Annotated in this window: 19 protein-coding genes; 13 read left to right on the forward strand and 6 right to left on the reverse strand. The window is 68.8% G+C overall.

Annotated features, from left to right (window positions below):
- Positions 1-17: 17 nt before the first annotated feature.
- The 6 genes from leuC (at position 18) to CEP17_RS04175 (ending at position 6,391) form a co-directional block, all read left to right on the forward strand.
- Positions 18-1,463 (forward strand): 3-isopropylmalate dehydratase large subunit, encoded by a 1,446-nt coding sequence (gene leuC, locus CEP17_RS04150; RefSeq protein ID WP_112931377.1) that lies wholly within the window; start codon positions 18-20, stop codon positions 1,461-1,463.
- A 1-nt stretch (position 1,464) separates the two neighbouring features.
- Positions 1,465-2,061, forward strand: a complete 597-nt coding sequence (gene leuD, locus CEP17_RS04155) for a 3-isopropylmalate dehydratase small subunit (RefSeq protein WP_039415529.1) — start codon at positions 1,465-1,467, stop codon at positions 2,059-2,061.
- Positions 2,062-2,139: 78 nt separating this feature from the next.
- Complete coding sequence (gene murA / locus CEP17_RS04160) at positions 2,140-3,498, forward strand: UDP-N-acetylglucosamine 1-carboxyvinyltransferase (RefSeq protein WP_039415526.1); 1,359 nt, start codon at positions 2,140-2,142, stop codon at positions 3,496-3,498.
- A complete protein-coding gene (locus tag CEP17_RS04165) occupies positions 3,495-4,283 on the forward strand; it encodes a lysophospholipid acyltransferase family protein (protein WP_112931378.1) in 789 nt (262 codons plus the stop codon). The genes murA and CEP17_RS04165 overlap by 4 nt, the downstream gene beginning before the upstream one ends.
- Complete coding sequence (locus CEP17_RS04170) at positions 4,273-5,409, forward strand: NAD(P)H-dependent glycerol-3-phosphate dehydrogenase (protein WP_112931379.1); 1,137 nt, start codon at positions 4,273-4,275, stop codon at positions 5,407-5,409. The genes CEP17_RS04165 and CEP17_RS04170 overlap by 11 nt, the downstream gene beginning before the upstream one ends.
- Positions 5,309-6,391 carry a D-alanine--D-alanine ligase family protein gene (locus tag CEP17_RS04175; RefSeq protein WP_112931380.1) on the forward strand — a complete coding sequence of 361 codons (1,083 nt, stop codon included), beginning with the start codon at positions 5,309-5,311 and terminating at the stop codon, positions 6,389-6,391. Before CEP17_RS04170 ends, CEP17_RS04175 begins: the two co-directional genes overlap by 101 nt.
- Before the next feature lie 18 nt (positions 6,392-6,409).
- Here CEP17_RS04175 and CEP17_RS04180 read toward each other — a convergent pair whose 3' ends face one another.
- Positions 6,410-6,889, reverse strand: coding sequence for a DUF3515 family protein (locus tag CEP17_RS04180; protein WP_239498581.1), 480 nt, complete (start codon positions 6,887-6,889; stop codon positions 6,410-6,412).
- 22 nt (positions 6,890-6,911) lie between these two features.
- On the opposite strand from CEP17_RS04180, the gene thiL reads away from it, so the two are divergent.
- Positions 6,912-7,895: a thiamine-phosphate kinase gene (gene thiL, locus CEP17_RS04185; RefSeq protein WP_112931382.1), complete on the forward strand. Its 984-nt coding sequence runs from the start codon at positions 6,912-6,914 to the stop codon at positions 7,893-7,895.
- Between the two features lie 52 nt (positions 7,896-7,947).
- Here the strand turns inward: thiL and rsmD are convergent, their stop codons facing one another.
- Positions 7,948-8,508 carry a 16S rRNA (guanine(966)-N(2))-methyltransferase RsmD gene (gene rsmD, locus CEP17_RS04190; RefSeq protein WP_112931383.1) on the reverse strand — a complete coding sequence of 187 codons (561 nt, stop codon included), beginning with the start codon at positions 8,506-8,508 and terminating at the stop codon, positions 7,948-7,950.
- A gap of 9 nt (positions 8,509-8,517) precedes the next feature.
- Positions 8,518-9,111: a 1-acyl-sn-glycerol-3-phosphate acyltransferase gene (locus CEP17_RS04195; RefSeq protein WP_112931384.1), complete on the reverse strand. Its 594-nt coding sequence runs from the start codon at positions 9,109-9,111 to the stop codon at positions 8,518-8,520.
- A 93-nt stretch (positions 9,112-9,204) separates the two neighbouring features.
- Here CEP17_RS04195 and CEP17_RS04200 point away from each other — a divergent pair, with 93 nt between their 5' ends.
- From CEP17_RS04200 to mutM, 6 genes are read left to right on the forward strand one after another with little or no spacing between them, the layout of a single operon-like run.
- Entirely contained in the window at positions 9,205-11,382 is a 2,178-nt protein-coding gene (locus CEP17_RS04200; RefSeq protein ID WP_112931385.1) for an ATP-dependent DNA helicase RecG, read from the forward strand.
- Positions 11,383-11,416: 34 nt separating this feature from the next.
- Positions 11,417-11,914 carry a pantetheine-phosphate adenylyltransferase gene (gene coaD / locus CEP17_RS04205; protein ID WP_036285302.1) on the forward strand — a complete coding sequence of 166 codons (498 nt, stop codon included), beginning with the start codon at positions 11,417-11,419 and terminating at the stop codon, positions 11,912-11,914.
- A gap of 52 nt (positions 11,915-11,966) precedes the next feature.
- On the forward strand, positions 11,967-12,515 hold the full coding sequence (locus CEP17_RS04210; RefSeq protein WP_036316584.1) for a YceD family protein: 549 nt from the start codon (positions 11,967-11,969) through the stop codon (positions 12,513-12,515).
- A gap of 2 nt (positions 12,516-12,517) precedes the next feature.
- Positions 12,518-12,727, forward strand: coding sequence for a 50S ribosomal protein L32 (rpmF, locus tag CEP17_RS04215; RefSeq protein WP_005050211.1), 210 nt, complete (start codon positions 12,518-12,520; stop codon positions 12,725-12,727).
- A gap of 16 nt (positions 12,728-12,743) precedes the next feature.
- Positions 12,744-13,436, forward strand: coding sequence for a ribonuclease III (rnc, locus tag CEP17_RS04220; RefSeq protein WP_112931386.1), 693 nt, complete (start codon positions 12,744-12,746; stop codon positions 13,434-13,436).
- Positions 13,429-14,334 (forward strand): bifunctional DNA-formamidopyrimidine glycosylase/DNA-(apurinic or apyrimidinic site) lyase, encoded by a 906-nt coding sequence (mutM, locus tag CEP17_RS04225; RefSeq protein ID WP_112931387.1) that lies wholly within the window; start codon positions 13,429-13,431, stop codon positions 14,332-14,334. The genes rnc and mutM overlap by 8 nt, the downstream gene beginning before the upstream one ends.
- Here the strand turns inward: mutM and CEP17_RS15230 are convergent.
- Genes CEP17_RS15230 through CEP17_RS15315 form a run of 3 tightly spaced genes read right to left on the reverse strand, consistent with a single transcriptional unit; the run spans position 14,327 to position 16,672 of the window.
- Complete coding sequence (locus CEP17_RS15230) at positions 14,327-15,400, reverse strand: GNAT family N-acetyltransferase (RefSeq protein WP_239498582.1); 1,074 nt, start codon at positions 15,398-15,400, stop codon at positions 14,327-14,329. The genes mutM and CEP17_RS15230 overlap by 8 nt on opposite strands.
- Entirely contained in the window at positions 15,397-16,482 is a 1,086-nt protein-coding gene (locus tag CEP17_RS04240; protein ID WP_112931388.1) for a GNAT family N-acetyltransferase, read from the reverse strand. Before CEP17_RS04240 ends, CEP17_RS15230 begins: the two co-directional genes overlap by 4 nt.
- A gap of 58 nt (positions 16,483-16,540) precedes the next feature.
- Entirely contained in the window at positions 16,541-16,672 is a 132-nt protein-coding gene (locus CEP17_RS15315) for a hypothetical protein (protein WP_255266054.1), read from the reverse strand.
- Between the last annotated feature and the right edge of the window lie 29 nt (positions 16,673-16,701).

Genomic DNA, 16,701 nt, shown 5'->3' on the forward strand with positions numbered 1-16,701 from the left:
CTGGAGAACGAGACAGCATGAGCACCACGATTCCCGACCGTCCGCGGACCCTGGCCGAGAAGGTCTGGGACGACCATCTCGTCGTGAAAGGCGAAGACGGTCAGCCCGACCTCATCTACATCGACCTGCATCTCGTGCACGAGGTCACGAGCCCGCAGGCGTTCGATGGGCTGCGCGCCGAGGGGCGTCCGGTGCGCCGGCTCGACCTGACGATCGCGACCGAGGACCACAACACACCCACGCTCGAGATCGACAAGCCGATCGCCGATCTGACCAGTCGCACGCAGATCGAAACGCTGCGACGCAACGCCGAGGAGTTCGGCGTGCGGCTGCATTCCCTCGGCGACAAGGAGCAGGGCATCGTGCACGTGGTCGGCCCCCAGCTGGGTCTGACCATGCCGGGGATCACGGTCGTCTGCGGCGACAGCCACACCTCGACGCACGGCGCTTTCGGCGCGATGGCCTTCGGTATCGGCACCAGCGAGGTCGAGCACGTGCTCGCCACGCAGACCCTTCCGCTGAAGCCGTTCAAGACGATGGCGATCACGGTCGAGGGCGAGCTCAAGCCCGGCGTCACGGCCAAGGACATCATCCTCGCGATCATCGCGAAGATCGGCGCCAACGGCGGCCAGGGGTACGTGCTGGAGTTCCGCGGCAGCGCCATCCGGTCGCTGTCGATGGAAGGCCGCATGACGATGTGCAACATGTCGATCGAGGCGGGAGCCCGCGCCGGCATGATCGCCCCCGACGAGACCACGTTCGCGTACGTCAAGGACAAGCCGCACGCGCCGCAGGGTCAGGACTGGGACGACGCCGTCGCGTACTGGCGGACCCTGCCCAGCGATGAAGGTGCGGTCTACGACGCCGAGGTCTTCCTCGACGCGAACGAACTCGAGCCCTTCGTCACGTGGGGCACCAACCCCGGCCAGGGCGTCTCGCTGAGCGACGTCGTCCCTGACCCGGCATCCTTCGCCGACGCCAATGAGCGCGCGGCCGCGGAGCGTGCCCTGGAGTATATGGACCTCGCCGCGGGAACACCGCTGAAGGACGTGGCAGTGGATGCCGTCTTCATGGGCTCCTGCACGAACAGCCGCATCGAGGACCTGCGCGCCTTCGCGTCGGTCATCGATGGCCGCCGAAAGGCCGACAACGTCCGCGTCATGGTTGTCCCCGGATCGGCGCGGGTGCGACTGGAAGCAGAGGCAGAGGGTCTCGACAAGGTCTTCACCGCGTTCGGCGCGGAATGGCGTTTCGCCGGCTGCTCGATGTGCCTCGGGATGAACCCCGATCAGCTGGCCCCGGGGGAGCGGTGCGCATCGACGAGCAACCGCAACTTCGAGGGACGCCAGGGCAAGGGAGGACGCACTCATCTGGTGTCGCCCCTGGTCGCCGCCGCGACGGCGGTGCTGGGCCGGCTGGCCAGCCCGTCCGATCTGCCCGCCGTCGAGAAGGTCGAGGCCTGACATGGAGAAGTTCACGACGCACACGGGTATCGCGGCCGCGTTGACGCGCTCGGCGGTCGACACCGACCAGATCATCCCCGCCGTCTATCTCAAGCGGGTCACCAAGACCGGCTTCGAAGACGCCCTGTTCGCCAACTGGCGACAGGACCCCGATTTCGTCCTCAACCAGCCGGCTTTCGCGCGTGCCTCGGTGCTCGTGGCGGGACCCGACTTCGGCACCGGTTCGAGTCGTGAACACGCCGTCTGGGCGCTGCGCGACTACGGCTTCCAGGTGGTGCTGAGCCCGAAGTTCGCCGACATCTTCCGTGGCAACGCGGGCAAGCAAGGCCTGGTCACGGGGGTGATCTCCGAAACCGACGTGGAGGCCATCTGGGCCCGGATCGCCGCAGAGCCGGGCATCGAGATGACGGTCGACCTGGTCGAGCGCACCGCCACGATCGGCGGGCTCCGGGTCTCGTTCGACATCGACGATTACACTAGGTGGAGGCTCCTCGAAGGTCTGGACGACATCGGACTGACCCTGCGCAATGAGGACAAGATCGCGCAGTTCGAGGCGCGCCGCGAGGCGTGGCGCCCGCGGACGCTCCCCGTTCGCTAGGCCGGATGGCGCCCCGAACCGGGGCGAACATCTGTCTTTCGCATCCCCGTCCTCGACACACACTGTGAGGTCCGATCCATGAACACCCTTCTGAGCGCTTCGGCGTCCACACCCGCCGGAGGCGAGGTTTCGGTCCTCGAGATCCGCGGCGGACGACCCCTGAGGGGGCGCGTCGAGGTCAAGGGCGCGAAGAACCTCGCAACGAAGGCGATGGTGGCGGCGTTGCTCGGTGAGACCGAGAGCGTGCTGCGCGATGTCCCCGACATCAGCGACGTGAAGGTCGTCCGCTCTCTGCTCGAGGTGCACGGCGTCACTGTCACCGATGACGGAGAAGGCGTGCTGCGGCTGGACCCGCGCGGTGCGGTCTCCGCGCACATGGAAGAGATCGACGCACACGCCGGTGCGTCCCGCATTCCGATCCTCTTCTGCGGCCCGCTCCTGCACCTGCTCGGCCAGGCCTTCATCCCGGACCTCGGCGGATGCCGCATCGGCGACCGTCCGATCGACTTCCACCTGGATGCGCTGCGTGCCTTCGGCGCCACGGTCGACAAGCTGCCCAGCGGCATCCGGCTGTCTGCTCCGAACGGACTCACGGGCGCGAACATCGCCCTGCCGTACCCCAGCGTGGGCGCCACCGAGCAGGTCCTGCTGACCGCGGTGCGCGCGAAGGGCACGACCGAACTGCGCAATGCCGCGATCGAGCCCGAGATCATGGACCTGATCGCCGTGCTGCAGAAGATGGGCGCGATCATCTCGTACGAGCCCAACCGCGTGATCTTCATCGAGGGTGTCGACACCCTCCGCGGCTACGACCATCGGAGCATCTTCGACCGCAACGAGGCCGCATCGTGGGCGTGCGCGGCACTGGCCACCGACGGCGACATCTTCGTCGGCGGTGCCAAGCAGCAGGAGATGCTCACGTTCCTCAACGTCTTCCGCAAGGTCGGCGGTGATTTCGACATCCATGAGGACGGCATCCGCTTCCGTCGTGGGGGAGCGTTGAAGCCCGTCGTCGTCGAGACCGACGTGCACCCCGGGTTCATGACCGACTGGCAGCAGCCTCTCATCGTCGCCCTCACACAGGCCGAAGGCGTCTCGACGGTGCACGAAACCGTGTACGAGAACCGGCTCGGCTTCACGCAGGCTTTGAACAAGATGGGAGCCGACATCGTCGTGCATCCCGAGGGCATCGCCAGTCCCGATCGGCGCGTTGCGCGCCGTGCGCTGGAGCAGGCTGCGGTGATCACCGGCCCGACGCCGTTGCACGGCGCCGATGTCGTCGTTCCCGACCTTCGCGGCGGCTACAGCTATGTGATCGCGGCGTTGGCGGCGCAGGGGCGTTCGCGCGTGGCGGGCGTCGACATCATTCGTCGCGGATACGAGAAGTTCCTCGAGAAGCTCACGATCCTCGGCGCCGACTTCGACGTCGTCGGATGACGGGCACGGCGCGCCCGGCGCCGCGGCGCCGGGCCTCTCCGGAGAAGACGCGTCCGTCGGTCTTCTGGCCGCTCGCGGCGATCATCGTGCCGGCCGTCGGTTGGTTCGCCAAGATCGAGATCAGCGGTGCGGAGCACCTTCCGGCGGAGGGCCCGTACGTGCTCGCCCCGAATCACTACAGCGAGTTCGATCCACTGATCATCGCGGTGGGCACGTGGCGTATGGGCCGCGCGCCGCGGTTCATGGCGAAGGAGAGCCTGTTCCGCGTACCCGTGCTCGGGGCGGCCTTGCGCGCAACCGGCATGGTCCCGGTCGCCCGGGCCTCGTCGTCGGCCGCGGCGAAGCAGACCCTTCAGCAGTCGGAGGATCTGGTGACCCATGGCCGCGGCGTCATCGTCTACCCGGAGGGCTCGCTCACGCGTGACCCCGATATGTGGCCGATGCGCGGCAAGACCGGGGCGGTGCGCCTCGCTCTGGCCGCCGGTGAGCCGATCCCCGTGATCCCGGCGGCGACGTGGGGCGTGCAGCAGATCCTCCCGCGGTACGGCAAGCTCCGCTTCTGGCCGCCGCGCCGTCGCGTTCGCCTTGCCCTCGGGCCGGCGACCGACCTGTCGGCCTTCAACGGCCCTGGAGCGACGGGGTCTGCGAACCTCATCGCCGCCACCGACGCCGTGATGGCGGACATCGCTGCGCTGTTGGGCACCTTGCGCGATGAACAGCCGCCGAGCGAACGGTGGAACCCGTCTGCGCACGGGCAGAACGAGACGGGTCGCCTTGACGCGTAGGGGCGAGTCGGCATTGCCGCGGGTCGCGGTGATCGGCTCGGGCAGCTGGGGAACCACGTTCGGCAAGGTGCTCGCCGATGGCGGTGCTCACGTGGTGATGTGGGCTCGCCGCGCGGAGCTCGCCCAGGAGATCCAGGAAGGGCACCGCAACAGCGAGTACTTGCCCGGCATCAACCTGCCCCGCACGATGTCGGCGACCACGCACCTCTCGGAGGCGCTGGAGGGTGCGTCGCAGGTCTACCTCGCGATCTCGAGCCAGGCCCTCCGGCAGAATCTGAAGGCGGTGCGTCCTCTGGTGCGCGACACCGACGCACCGATCGTGTCGTTGATGAAGGGCGTCGAAAAGCGCAGCGGACGGCGGATGAGCGAGGTGATCGCCGAGGAGCTGCACTGCGACGCGGGCCGCATCGCGGTCGCGTCCGGCCCGAACCTGGCCCTGGAGATCGCCCGCGAGCAGCCGACGGCTGCGGTCATCTCTTCCACCAGTCGCGAGACCGCCGAGGCCGTCGCGCGGCGCGCCCGCAACGGCTACTTCCGCACCTTCGTGAACACGGACGTCATCGGCACGGAGTTCGGCGGCGTGCTGAAGAACCTCATCGCCGTTGCCATCGGAATCGTCGACGGCGTCGGGTACGGCGAGAACACCAAGGCGTCGATCATCACACGCGGTCTCGTGGAGATGACCGACTTCGCCGTGGCCCAAGGCGCACAGCCGGAGACGTTGCAGGGGCTCGCCGGTCTCGGCGACCTCATCGCAACCTGTCAGTCCCCGTTGAGCCGCAACAACACCGCCGGACGACTCCTCGGCCAGGGCTACAGCTTCCAGGACGTCGTCAAGCAGATGAACCAGACCGCCGAAGGGCTCGCCTCGGTGGCGCCGGTGCTGCAGCTGGCGCGCGCTTCCGGCGTGCAGATGCCCATCGTTGAGCAGGTCAAGATGGTTCTGGACGGCACCATGAATCCCCGCGACATCGCGCCGCATCTCACCACCGACGACGACAAGCCCACGGGCGAGAGGACCCAGAATGGACAAAGCGGTAGTGGCGGTGCTCTTCGGAGGGCGCTCCAGCGAGCACGCGATCAGTTCCGCGACGGCGGGCGGCGTGCTTCAGGCGATCGACCGTGACCGCTTCGAGGTCATTCCGGTAGGTATCACGCGCGAGGGGGCGTTCGTCCTCGAAGACGACAATCCCGACAAGTTCGCGCTCGATCCCGAGCGCCTGCCCGAAGTCGTCGACAACGGCACCCGCATCCTGTGGCCGGACTCCATCCGCTCCCGCGAGCTGCGCGTTCAGGATGCCGACGGCATTCGATCCCTCGGCGACGTCGACGTCGTCTTCCCGATCCTGCACGGCCGCTTCGGCGAGGACGGCACGATCCAGGGCTTCCTCGAGCTGCTCGATCTGCCCTACGTCGGCGCTGGGCTGCTGATGTCGGCGATCGGCATGGACAAGCACACCACCAAGAGCGTTCTGAAGGCTGCCGGCGTTCCCGTCGTTCCCTGGGTCACCGTCACCGAGGCGGCGCTGGCGCGTGACAGCGACCTGTGGCACCGGCGCATCCGCGCGCTCGGGCTGCCGGCGTTCGTCAAGCCGGCCCGCGCCGGGTCGAGCGTCGGCGTGTCGAAGGTGTCCGAGTGGAGCGAGCTGGATGCCGCGCTGGCGACCGCCTTCGCGGAAGACGGCACGGTGCTGGTCGAGCAGGCGGTCGTCGGCCGCGAGGTCGAATGCGGCGTGCTTGCCGGTCGAGACGGCGACGCCCCGCGGGTCAGCGTCGCCGGTGAGATCGTGATCACGGGACGGGACTTCTACGACTTCGAGGCGAAGTACCTCGATGCCGCCGGCATCGAGCTCGTCTGCCCCGCCCAGCTGCAGAGTGGTGAGCTCGCCGAGATGCAGCGCGTCGCTGCCCGTGCGTTCGAGGCGCTGGGCGGCGAGGGTCTGGCTCGAGTCGACTTCTTCTTCACCGGAACCGAGTTCTTCGTCAACGAGGTGAACACGATGCCGGGGTTCACGCCCATCTCGATGTTTCCGAAGTGCTGGATCGCGACGGGAATGAGCTACCGCGACCTCATCAGCGAGCTGATCGATCTCGCGCGCGTGCGCTGACGACCGGCACGGGTCCTCTCAGGAGGACGGGCGGGCGGTGCAGCTGCGGCCGTCCGTGGGCAGCTGCTGTACGGCGGAGGACAGTGCGCTGAGCACGTCGCGTCCGCTGACGACGTCGTAGTCGAGGTACACCTGCACCGCGGGGGTACGACCGAACGTGGTGAACCGGTACTTCGGCGCCTCGGAATCATCCATCAGCCAGTCGATGCCGTCGACGGTCTGGCAGACGAGCGTCGACGGTCCAGGCGCGTCGAGCCCGCACGTCAGCAGGACGCTGGCGGGGCTGCCCCACGCACCCGTGGCCTGGGCGTCGGTCCATCGGCGCGGCTGGCCGTCGACGGTGGCCGGCAGACGGGAGGTCACCGCCGCACATGCCGGGTCGTTGGCGCCCTTCGCCGGTGTCATCGAGACGGTGGAGCTGCAGCCGGCGGTGCCGAGGGCGATGCCGAGCGCCACTGCCACGCTCAGAGGGGCGACGATCAGGCGCGAGCGGGACATCACTCCAGGCTACCGTGGAGCGGTGAGCACACCGATCGCCCCGACCGTCCGCGACCTGGGGGAGCGGCAGCTCTTGTCGCGCATCTTCGCCGTCCTCGACGGCTCGTCGCGCGCGCTCGTCGGGCCCGGCGACGATGCCGCGGTGCTGGCGGCTCCGGACGGCCGCGTCGTGGTCTCGACCGACACGCTCGTGCACGGCCCCGATTTCCGGCTCGCGTGGTCGAGCGGGGAGGACCTGGGCTGGAAGGCCGCCGCGGTCAACCTCTCCGATATCGCCGCGATGGGCGCCCGCCCGACCGCGCTGGTGGTGGCTCTCACGCTTCCCGATGACACGCCGGTCGCGTTCGTCGAGGCTCTCGCGCGCGGACTGCGGGCGGCGTGCGACGCACTCGCGCCGGGATGCGCGGTGGAGGGTGGGGATCTCGCGGCATCCGACACGCTGACGATCGCGGTCACGGTGCTCGGAGCGCTGGATGGCGTCGAGCCGGTGCGGCGGTGCGGGGCGCGGCCCGGTGACGTCGTCGCGGTGACGGGGCACCTGGGGGCGGCCGGGCGCGGTCTGGCCCTGCTGTTCGATCGCTTCCGCGATGCCGAGGGCCGCCCCCTCGCCGTCGATCCGTCGGTCCTCACCGACCGTGAGCGCGCCGATCTCGCTGCCCAGCTGCGTCCGCGCCCGCCGCTCGCGCTCGGTCCTCTGGCCGCGCGCTCGGGCGCGACCGCGATGATGGACGTGTCCGACGGACTTCTGCTGGATGCGACGCGTATGGCGGAAGCGTCCGGCGTGCGGATCGATCTGAGCCCGGAGCTGGACGAGATGGCGCTTCGCGGCGGGGAGGATCACGAGCTGCTCGCCACGTTCCCGTCCGGAGCCGCCCTGCCGGAGGGCTTCCGGCGCATCGGCACCGTGATCGCCGACGCGACGCCACACGTCACCGTCGGAGGTGCGGCGTCAGCCGGCGTCGGCGGGTGGGATCCGCACCGGGACTGGGACGCGGCCCGCGGCTGATGCGGCCGAGGCGCCGCGCACCGCGGCGACGGCGCGGTCGATCGCCGTCGTCTCAGGCCCGCGGGCGTACCCACCACAGCGTCGTGTCGCCGTAGCTCTTGTCACGCTCGTACTGCAGCGCGTCGGGCAGCGTGGGGGCGCCGGAGCGGGTCGCGCGCTCGACGACCACGAGCGCGTCGGGCCCCAGTCGCGGCGCGAGCAGTTCCAGCACGCGAGCGAGTTCGGTGTCGGCGAGGTCGTACGGCGGATCGATGAAGACGAGATCGAACGTGCGGGCGGCGGCCCGCAGGTACGCCTCGACGGAGCTGCGGTGCACCCGGATCGGCGTGCCCGGGAGCACTTTCGCAACGGTGTGAGCGTTGCGGTCGGCGACGGCCGCGGCGCGCGGCGCCTTCTCGACGAGATCGACGGATGCCGCGCCCCGGCTGGCTGCCTCGAGCCCCAGGGCGCCCGAACCCGCGAAAAGATCCAGCACGGCGGCTCCGTCGACGACGTCGGCCGCGTCGAGAGCGCCGAAGAGCGATTCACGCACGCGGTCGCTGGTCGGGCGCGTACCGGCATCCGGGACACCGAGCGTGAGCGAACCGGCGGCTCCGGAGATGATGCGCGTCACGTGTTCACCCTAACCGTGGTCTGACGGACCCGCCGCGCCCGTCTCGTCGCGGAGCCGGGGCTCGGTGCGGCGCTCCGGCCGAAAGCCCGCCTTGTCGGCGTAGAAGGCACGGATGGCGTCCATGTCGCGGGCCACGTCACCCGTGAGAGCCAGGGTCGGCCCGAGCCCGGTCGTCATCGTCGTACGGTCGACGTAGCCGAGCGTCAGCGGCATGCCGGTCTCGCGGGCGATGCGGTAGAAGCCGTTCTTCCAGAACGCGTTGCCCCCGCGGGTGCCGTCGGGAGTGACCACGAGGCCGAAGACCTCCCCGGCGCGAATGCGGGCGACGATGTCCTCGACCACGCGGCCGGCGTCGGCACGGTCGACGGGGATGCCGCCGAGAGCGTTCATGACGGGTCGTCGCCAGCCGCGGAAGAGCGTGTCCTTGCCGAGCCAGTGGATGCGCATCCCCAGACGCCACGAGATGGCGAGCATGAACACGAAGTCCCAGTTGGACGTGTGCGGCGCGCCGATGAGTACGGTGGGGCGCTCCGGAGCGGGGGTCGTCGCCAGCCGCCACCGGCTGCACGACCAGAACACGCGGGCAACGGTGCGGCGGATCACGAGCCGACTCTACGGGTGTCTCCTGGACGATCCGTGCATGTCCGATCGCCCGGGGACGGCTACGGCGTCGGTGGGCCTCAATAGACTCGGAGCATGCCCGCGATCACGCTCGACACCGGTCTTGTCGATGCGCTGGGAGCGGCGACCGCGAAGCTGTTCGATCGGGCGTTCGGCATGAGCACGGTGGCCGATCTCCTGACGCACTACCCGCGGCGATACGCCCGACGCGGCGAGCTCACGCCGATCGACTCGCTGCCGCTGGGCGAGCAGGTCACGATCGTCGCCGAAGTGCGCTCGGTATCGTCGCGACAGATGCGTCAACGGCGCGGTTCTCTTCTCGAGGTCGTGATCAGCGACGGCGCGGGAGCACTGACGCTCACGTTCTTCAACCAGGCGTGGCGCGCCAACGATCTCCAGGTGGGCCGTCAGGGGATGTTCTCGGGGAAGGTCGGCCAGTTCCAGGGGCACCAGCAGCTGGCTCATCCCGATTACACGCTCTTCGACGATGCCGACGCGGCCCGTATGAACGCCCAGGCCCAGCAGCACACACCGATCCCGATCTATCCCGCGACGAGCACGGTGGCGACCTGGCAGGTGCAGAAGGCCGTCGCGACCGTGTTGGCCGCGTTGGCGCCGGTTCCCGACCCCCTGCCGGACGCGATGCGCAGCGAGGAAGGGTTGCTCGACGCGACGACCGCTCTGCGACGCATCCACGCTCCGGAGAGCTTCGACCAGATCGACGACGCGCGACGCACCCTGCGCATGCACGAGGCGTTCATCCTGCAGACCGCGCTGCTCCAGCAGCGGCAGACCGTGCGGGCGATGGCCGCGACCTCGCGTCCGGCCGGCGCACTGTTGGACGACTTCGATTCGCGCCTGCCGTTCACCCGGACCCCCGACCAGGAGGCCGTCGGTGCGCAGATCGCCGCCGATCTGGAAGGTCCGTGGCCGATGAACCGTCTTGTTCAGGGAGAGGTCGGTTCGGGAAAGACGCTCGTGGCGCTGCGCGCCATGCTGCAGGTCGCGCAGTCCGGTGGGCAGTCTGCGCTGATCGCCCCCACCGAGGTGCTCGCGGCGCAGCACGTGCGCTCGATCGCGCGGATGCTGGGACCGCAGCTCGCTCCGGATCTGATGCCTACTCTGCTGACCGGGCAGCTGCCCGCCGCCGAACGGCGCAAAGCGGCGTTGCGGGTGGCGTCGGGACAGGCGCGGATCGTCGTGGGAACGCATGCCCTGCTGAGCGCGTCGACGACGTTCGCCGACCTGGGGCTCGTCGTCGTCGACGAGCAGCACCGTTTCGGCGTCGAGCAGCGCGAGACGCTGCGAGCGAAAGGGACGGCGCCGCACGTGCTGGTGCTCACCGCGACACCCATTCCTCGCACGGTCGCGATGACCGTATTCGGAGACCTGGACGTCTCCACCATCCGCACCCTTCCGAGCGGGAGAGCGGGCATCGCGACGCACGTCGCACCGCTCGCGGAGAAGCCCGGCTGGTTCGGACGCGTGTGGGAGCGCGCCGCCGAAGAGGTGGCCGCCGGACACCAGGTCTTCGTCGTCTGTGCCGCCATCGACGCCGAAGCCGTCGGTACCACGGCGAAGGATGCCGCGGAGGACGTTCCCGTCGATGTGGGCGCGCCCGAAGGCGAACAGCCGCGCACACGATGGGGTGTCGTCCAGGTCGCACAGATGCTCGACGGCATCCCCCTCTTCGACGGCCTGCGCGTCGAGATTCTTCACGGGAAGATGTCGGGGGAGCAGAAGGATGCCGTCATGCAGGCGTTCGCGGCCGGCCAGATCGACGTCCTCGTGGCGACCACGGTGGTGGAAGTCGGCGTCGACGTGCCCAATGCCTCGACGATGATCATCATGGAGGCCGATCGGTTCGGCGTCTCGCAGCTGCACCAGCTTCGCGGGCGGGTGGGTCGCGGTGCGGTCGCCGGCTTGTGTCTTCTCGTCACGGAGGCGCCGGAAGGGACGCCGGCCCGGTCTCGCGTGGAAGCGGTCGCGTCCACGACGGACGGCTTCCTGCTCGCCGAGATCGACCTCGAACTGCGGGGAGAGGGCGACGTGCTCGGAGATGCCCAGTCGGGGGCGCGCACCTCTCTGCGGCTTCTTCGCGTCGTCCAGGATGCCGATCTGATCGCGCGAGCCCGTGCGGCGGCGGCAGACGTGCTCTCCCGCGACCCGATGCTCGAAGACCACCCCGGCCTCGTCGCAGCGATCGAGCGGCGCATCGGGCAACAGGAACGGGCGGCCCTGTCCAAGAGCTGATGGGGCTCGAAAGTGACGCCGCTAGGCTGGCGGCATGAACAACCGCATCGCGGTGGTCCCCGGTTCGTTCGATCCGCCGACCCTCGGACATCTCGACGTCATCCGCCGCGCCGCGGCCCTGTACGACGAGCTGCACGTGCTCGTTGTACACAACCCGGGCAAAGAGGCCATGCTGCCGATCGCACAGCGGCTGAGTCTGCTCGAGCAGTCGATCGGGGAGGAAGGCGTCGAAGGCAATGTCGTCGTCGCCTCCTGGAGCGTCGGGCTTCTGGTCGACTATGCCCAGGACGTCGACGCCGGCGTGCTCGTCAAGGGCATCCGGTCCCAGATCGACGTCGCCTACGAGACGCCGATGGCGATCGTCAACCGGCACCTGGCCGAGATCGAGACGGTCTTCCTGCTGCCCGACCCTGCGCACGCACTGGTGTCGAGTTCTCTCGTGCGACAAGTGGCCGCTTTGGGCGGCGATGTCTCGCCATTCGTGCCGGGGCCGGTCGCCCGCTTCCTCGATACAGGGGGACGGGCGGGCTGACCGCCGTCGATGCCCGCGGGGCGGCTAGCATTGCGTGGTGGTCAGAAAGCATGTGAGCGGTCCGTTCGTGTTCCCGGTGCGCGATATCTCGCATCGTGCGGGGGAGATGCGCGAGTTCGACATCGAGGTCCCCGCGCCGGCGAAATGGGGCGAGGGACTCGTGTCCGTTGCCGAGGGTGAGCCCATCGAGCTGGCCGTTCGTCTCGAGTCGGTCCACGAGGGCATTCTGGTGACCGCCGAGATCGACACAGAGTACTCCGGGGTCTGCGGCCGATGCCTCACCGACATCGCCCGGCCTGTCGAAGTCGAGTTTCAAGAGCTCTTCGGGTATCCTGGGACGGAAGCGATCGACTTCGAGGTTCAAGACGACCACGTGGATCTTGAAACTCCGGTCAGGGATGCGATCGTCCTCTCGCTTCCGTTCCAGCCGGTGTGCCAGCCGGACTGCCCGGGGCTCGACCCCATCACGGGTGAGAGGCTGGCCGCAGGAACCGTGCCGGAGATTCCGATCGACGAGCGCTGGGCCGCGCTGAAGGCCCTCACCCCAGACCCTGACGACGAGGCCTCGAGCCGCGTCGCCACCGATACAGAGAAGAGCTAGCCATGGCAGGTAACCCCCCGAAGCGGAAGGTCTCCCGCTCCAACACTCGTTCGCGTCGCGCACAGTGGAAGGCCGAGGCGCCCACGCTCGTCAAGACCGTCGAGAACGGCAAGGTCGTCTACAGCCGTCCCCACCAGGCGAAGGTCGTGACCGACTCGCAGGGTACCGAGCTGTTCCTCGAGTACAAGGGCCGCAAGGTCGCAGACATCTGATCGCGGCGGCCATCTGATGGCGGATGCCGTGATCGAGCACCGTGTGCTCTCCGACAAGCTCGGGGTCGATATCGACCCCGAGCTTCTGTCGGTTGCGCTGACGCACCGCTCGTTCGCCTATGAGAACGGCGGGATCCCGCACAACGAAAGACTGGAGTTCCTCGGGGACTCGATCCTCGGTCAAGCGGTGACGGTGCACCTGTTCTTGACGCACCCTGAACTGGAGGAGGGTGCCCTGGCCAAGCGCCGGGCGAGCGTGGTCTCCACCGTCGCTCTCGCCGAGGTCGCCCGCGGTATCGACCTCGGCGCGCACCTGCGTCTCGGACGCGGTGAGGATCAGACCGGTGGGCGCGACAAGGACTCGATCCTCGCCGACACGATGGAAGCGGTCATCGGCGCCACATTCCTCTCCTCCGGGCCGGAAGCGGCCACGGCACTCGTGCTGCGCCTCGTCGAGCCGCTGATGGCGGACCCCGACCGCTACGGCGCCGCGATGGATCCGAAGACGAGCCTCCAGGAGCTCGCAGCGCGGCTCACCCTCGCGCCGCCGTCGTACGTGATCACCGCCGAAGGCCCCGATCACAATCGCGTGTTCACCGCGACGGTGAGCGTCGGCGAGGCGTCTGCGGCGGGCGTCGGGTCCAGCAAGAAGCAGGCGGAGATGGCGGCGGCGCTGACGCTCTGGCGCCTTCTCAGCGATCGTGCCTGAGCTTCCCGAAGTCGAAGTCGTCCGCGCTGGACTCGCCCCGGCGCTTGCCGGCGCCCGCATCATCGGGGTCGATGCACGGGACCCGCGAGCGCTGACGCGCCACGACGGCGACGCCGTCTCGTTCGAACGCGAGCTGGTGGGTCGACGGGTGACGAGTGTGGCGCGGCGCGGGAAGTTCCTGTGGATGCCGTTGGCTCCGGCATCCGCTACGGCCCGTCGTGCGATCATCGCCCACCTCGGGATGAGCGGTCAGATGCTGCTGCGTGCTCCGGGCGCGCCTGCGGAGCGTCACGAACGCGTGCGCATCGATATCGATCACCCTGAGCACGGAGAGCTCGCCGTGGTTTTCTCGGACCAGCGGACCTTCGGATCCCTCGCGATCGACGAACTGGTGCCCACCGCCGACGGCCGTGCCGGCGGGTGGGGGAGCGCCGAGGCGCTCGTCCCCTCGCAAGTCGCCCACATCGGGCGAGACCCGCTCGATGACGCCTTCGATGACGCCGCCGTCCGGGATCGCGTGCGGGCGAAGCGTTCCGCGATCAAACGCGTGCTTCTCGATCAGACCGTGCTCAGCGGCGTCGGGAACATCTACGCGGATGAGGCGCTGTGGGCTGCGCGGATCCACCCCGAGTCGCCCGCCGCTGCCCTCAACGAGCGCGACGTGACCCGCCTGTTCGCCGAGGTGCGGGCCGTGCTGCTGAAGGCCTTGGCCGAAGGCGGAACCAGCTTCGACGCGCAGTATGTGAATGTCAACGGCCAGGCCGGCTACTTCGCTCATTCGCTCAACGTCTACGGCAGGGACGGCTTGCCCTGCCCGCGATGCGGACGTCCCATCGTGCGCGCATCGTTCATGAACCGGTCCAGCCACTACTGTCCACGCTGCCAGCGCCTCAGCTGAGACGCTTCTGCCACTCGCCGGCACAGGACACCGGCGTGAACCCGATGGCCTCGTTGATCACGAGCATTGGTTCATTCTCCTCGGCGTTGTAGGTCTCGACGTGCGTCACCTGCGGAAAGAACTCGCGCAGGCGCGCGAGGGTCGCGCACTTGACCCACGTGCCCAGCCGGCGACCGCGATGTTCCGCGCGTACGAGCGTGTCGTTCTGGTGCGCGATCGTCGGATCGGCCGGTGAGACGTTCAGCTCGTTCAGCGCGACGAGCACTCCTGACGGCTCATGCCGCACCGCCCCGATCAGGCGCCGCACACCGCCGACGGCGTCGTGTGCCTCAATGCGCGCGATGCGCTCGGCATCCCACTCGCCGTCTTCGACGTCGACGTTGCCCGAGGGGGCGTCGGTGGCCATTCGCGACTTCAGGTCGGCCAGCGCGGGCGCAAGAGCTGCGGGCGTGGGCGAGAGCCAGAACAGGTAGCGATAGTCGTCGCCGGCGTGGGTGCGCGCACGCGCGCGGAGCGCATCCGTGTGAAGGGCAGTGGACCTGAGGTCGAGGGTGCTCTGACGATAGACCTGCTCCAACCGGAACCCCCGTTTCCGTGCGAACATCGCCGTCGCATCGCGGGGCACGGATCCGAATCCGGTCGATGCCCGCAGGCCCGCACCGCCGGAATGCCTGTGTTCGGTCCAGGACTGCAGCACCGAGCGGCCCAACTCGGCAGCGATGGCCTCGGCCTCGCGCAGCAGACGCGTGCCGATGCCCTGACGGCGGTGCTCTGCGTGCACACGTTCCATCACGCCCGCGGTCCGAGACTGCGCATCGGGGAGATGATCGACGCTCGCCGTACCGAGGATGAGGCCGTTGCGCTCCGCGAGACGTCCGATCACCGGACGATCCGACTGATCCTGCCACGCGGCCAGAACCTGAGGCAGCGTCAGGTCATAGGCGCTCGAGCCATGCACGTGAGCGGCGTGCGCATTGCGCAATTGCCGCACCGCCTCGAGGTCCACGATCTCCGGCGCATCGATCGAGTGCGGTACCCGGATGGAGCGGACGGTGACATCGATCACGTCAGCACCTTCTTCCATGCCCCGTTGTAGGCGACGGGCACGAAGCCGATTCTCTCGTTGATGTCGAGCATCGGCCGGTTCTCCTCCGCGTTGTAGGTGATGACCTTCGGCGACTGCGGGGCGACGTCGCGGCGCCACGTCTGCAGGCCCGCGCACTTGACGAGCTGTCCGAGCCGATGGCCTCGGTGCTCGCGAAGCACCAGGGTGTCCTCCTGGTGACTCGGACCGGTCGCATCGGTGCCGAGGACGAGCTCGTTGAATGCCACCAGGTGACCGCTGTCGATATGCTGGGCCGCGGTGACGAGTTTGGTGCGGCCCGACTGGACGTACTTGGCGTCGTGGCGAGCGACCCGCTCGGCATCCCAGTTCTCCTCGTCGAAGTCGAGATCGGAACTCGGTGCGTCCGTCGACATGCGGGATTTCATCCAGGCGTACGCCTCGACATGCGCCGCCGGCGTCACGCCCTGCCATTGGACGACGCGGTATCCGCCCGATGCCGTCACAGCCTCGGTGAGCAGGCGGTCGATGTTCGTGTCGGCGCCCGCGAGGATCAGCTCGCTCTGACGCTCGATCTGTTCTAGGGTGTAGCCGTGGCGCAGGTAGAAGCGCGCCGCATGGTCGCGCGGAATCGTTCCGTAGCCGGTGGGTGCACTCAACCGCTCGCCGTCGGCATCCGGATGCTGCGCCCACGACTGCAGGATCGTGCGATCGTGTTCGCGTGCGGTCTGCTCGATCAGGGCGTAGCCGGCGGATCCGATGCCGCGACCGTGGTACGAGCGGAGCAGTTCGACAAGCCAGAAGGCGGTGCGAGATCCGTCTTCCAGCGGCAGATCGACGCCGACGCGACCGACGAACTCGTCGTCGACGATCACCGCCCACGCACGACGGATCTCGTTCGGATCCGGCTGGTAATGCGGCAGCAGTTCTTCCGGCGTCATCGCGTCGTCGTCGTTGCCGGCGATCTCGCGATAGACGAGGTTGCGTACGCGGGTGAACTCGCGGAAGTCGGCGGCGTCGCCGGCATCCATGGAGGCAGGGATCGTGAGGGGGCGGAACTGGAGTCCGGGAATCGCGGTGGTCATGAGATGTCCTTGAGATGGGGCCGGGGCGTCGCGGTCGGACGCCCCGGCCCGGGGCGGATCAGAGGTACGGAAGGATCTGTCGGCGACGCTGCCATTCGAGCTCGCGCTGCTCGCGCTCGCGCTCGGCGAGACGGATGCGGCGGCGTTCGGGGTCGTTGGCGTGCAGGACCGACGCGATGAAGGTATGCATCGTGGTGCTTTCGGTGGGTGCGCGCGGAT

Origin of the sequence: Microbacterium sp. PM5 (assembly GCF_003293595.1) — a bacterium.
GTDB lineage: Bacteria > Actinomycetota > Actinomycetes > Actinomycetales > Microbacteriaceae > Microbacterium.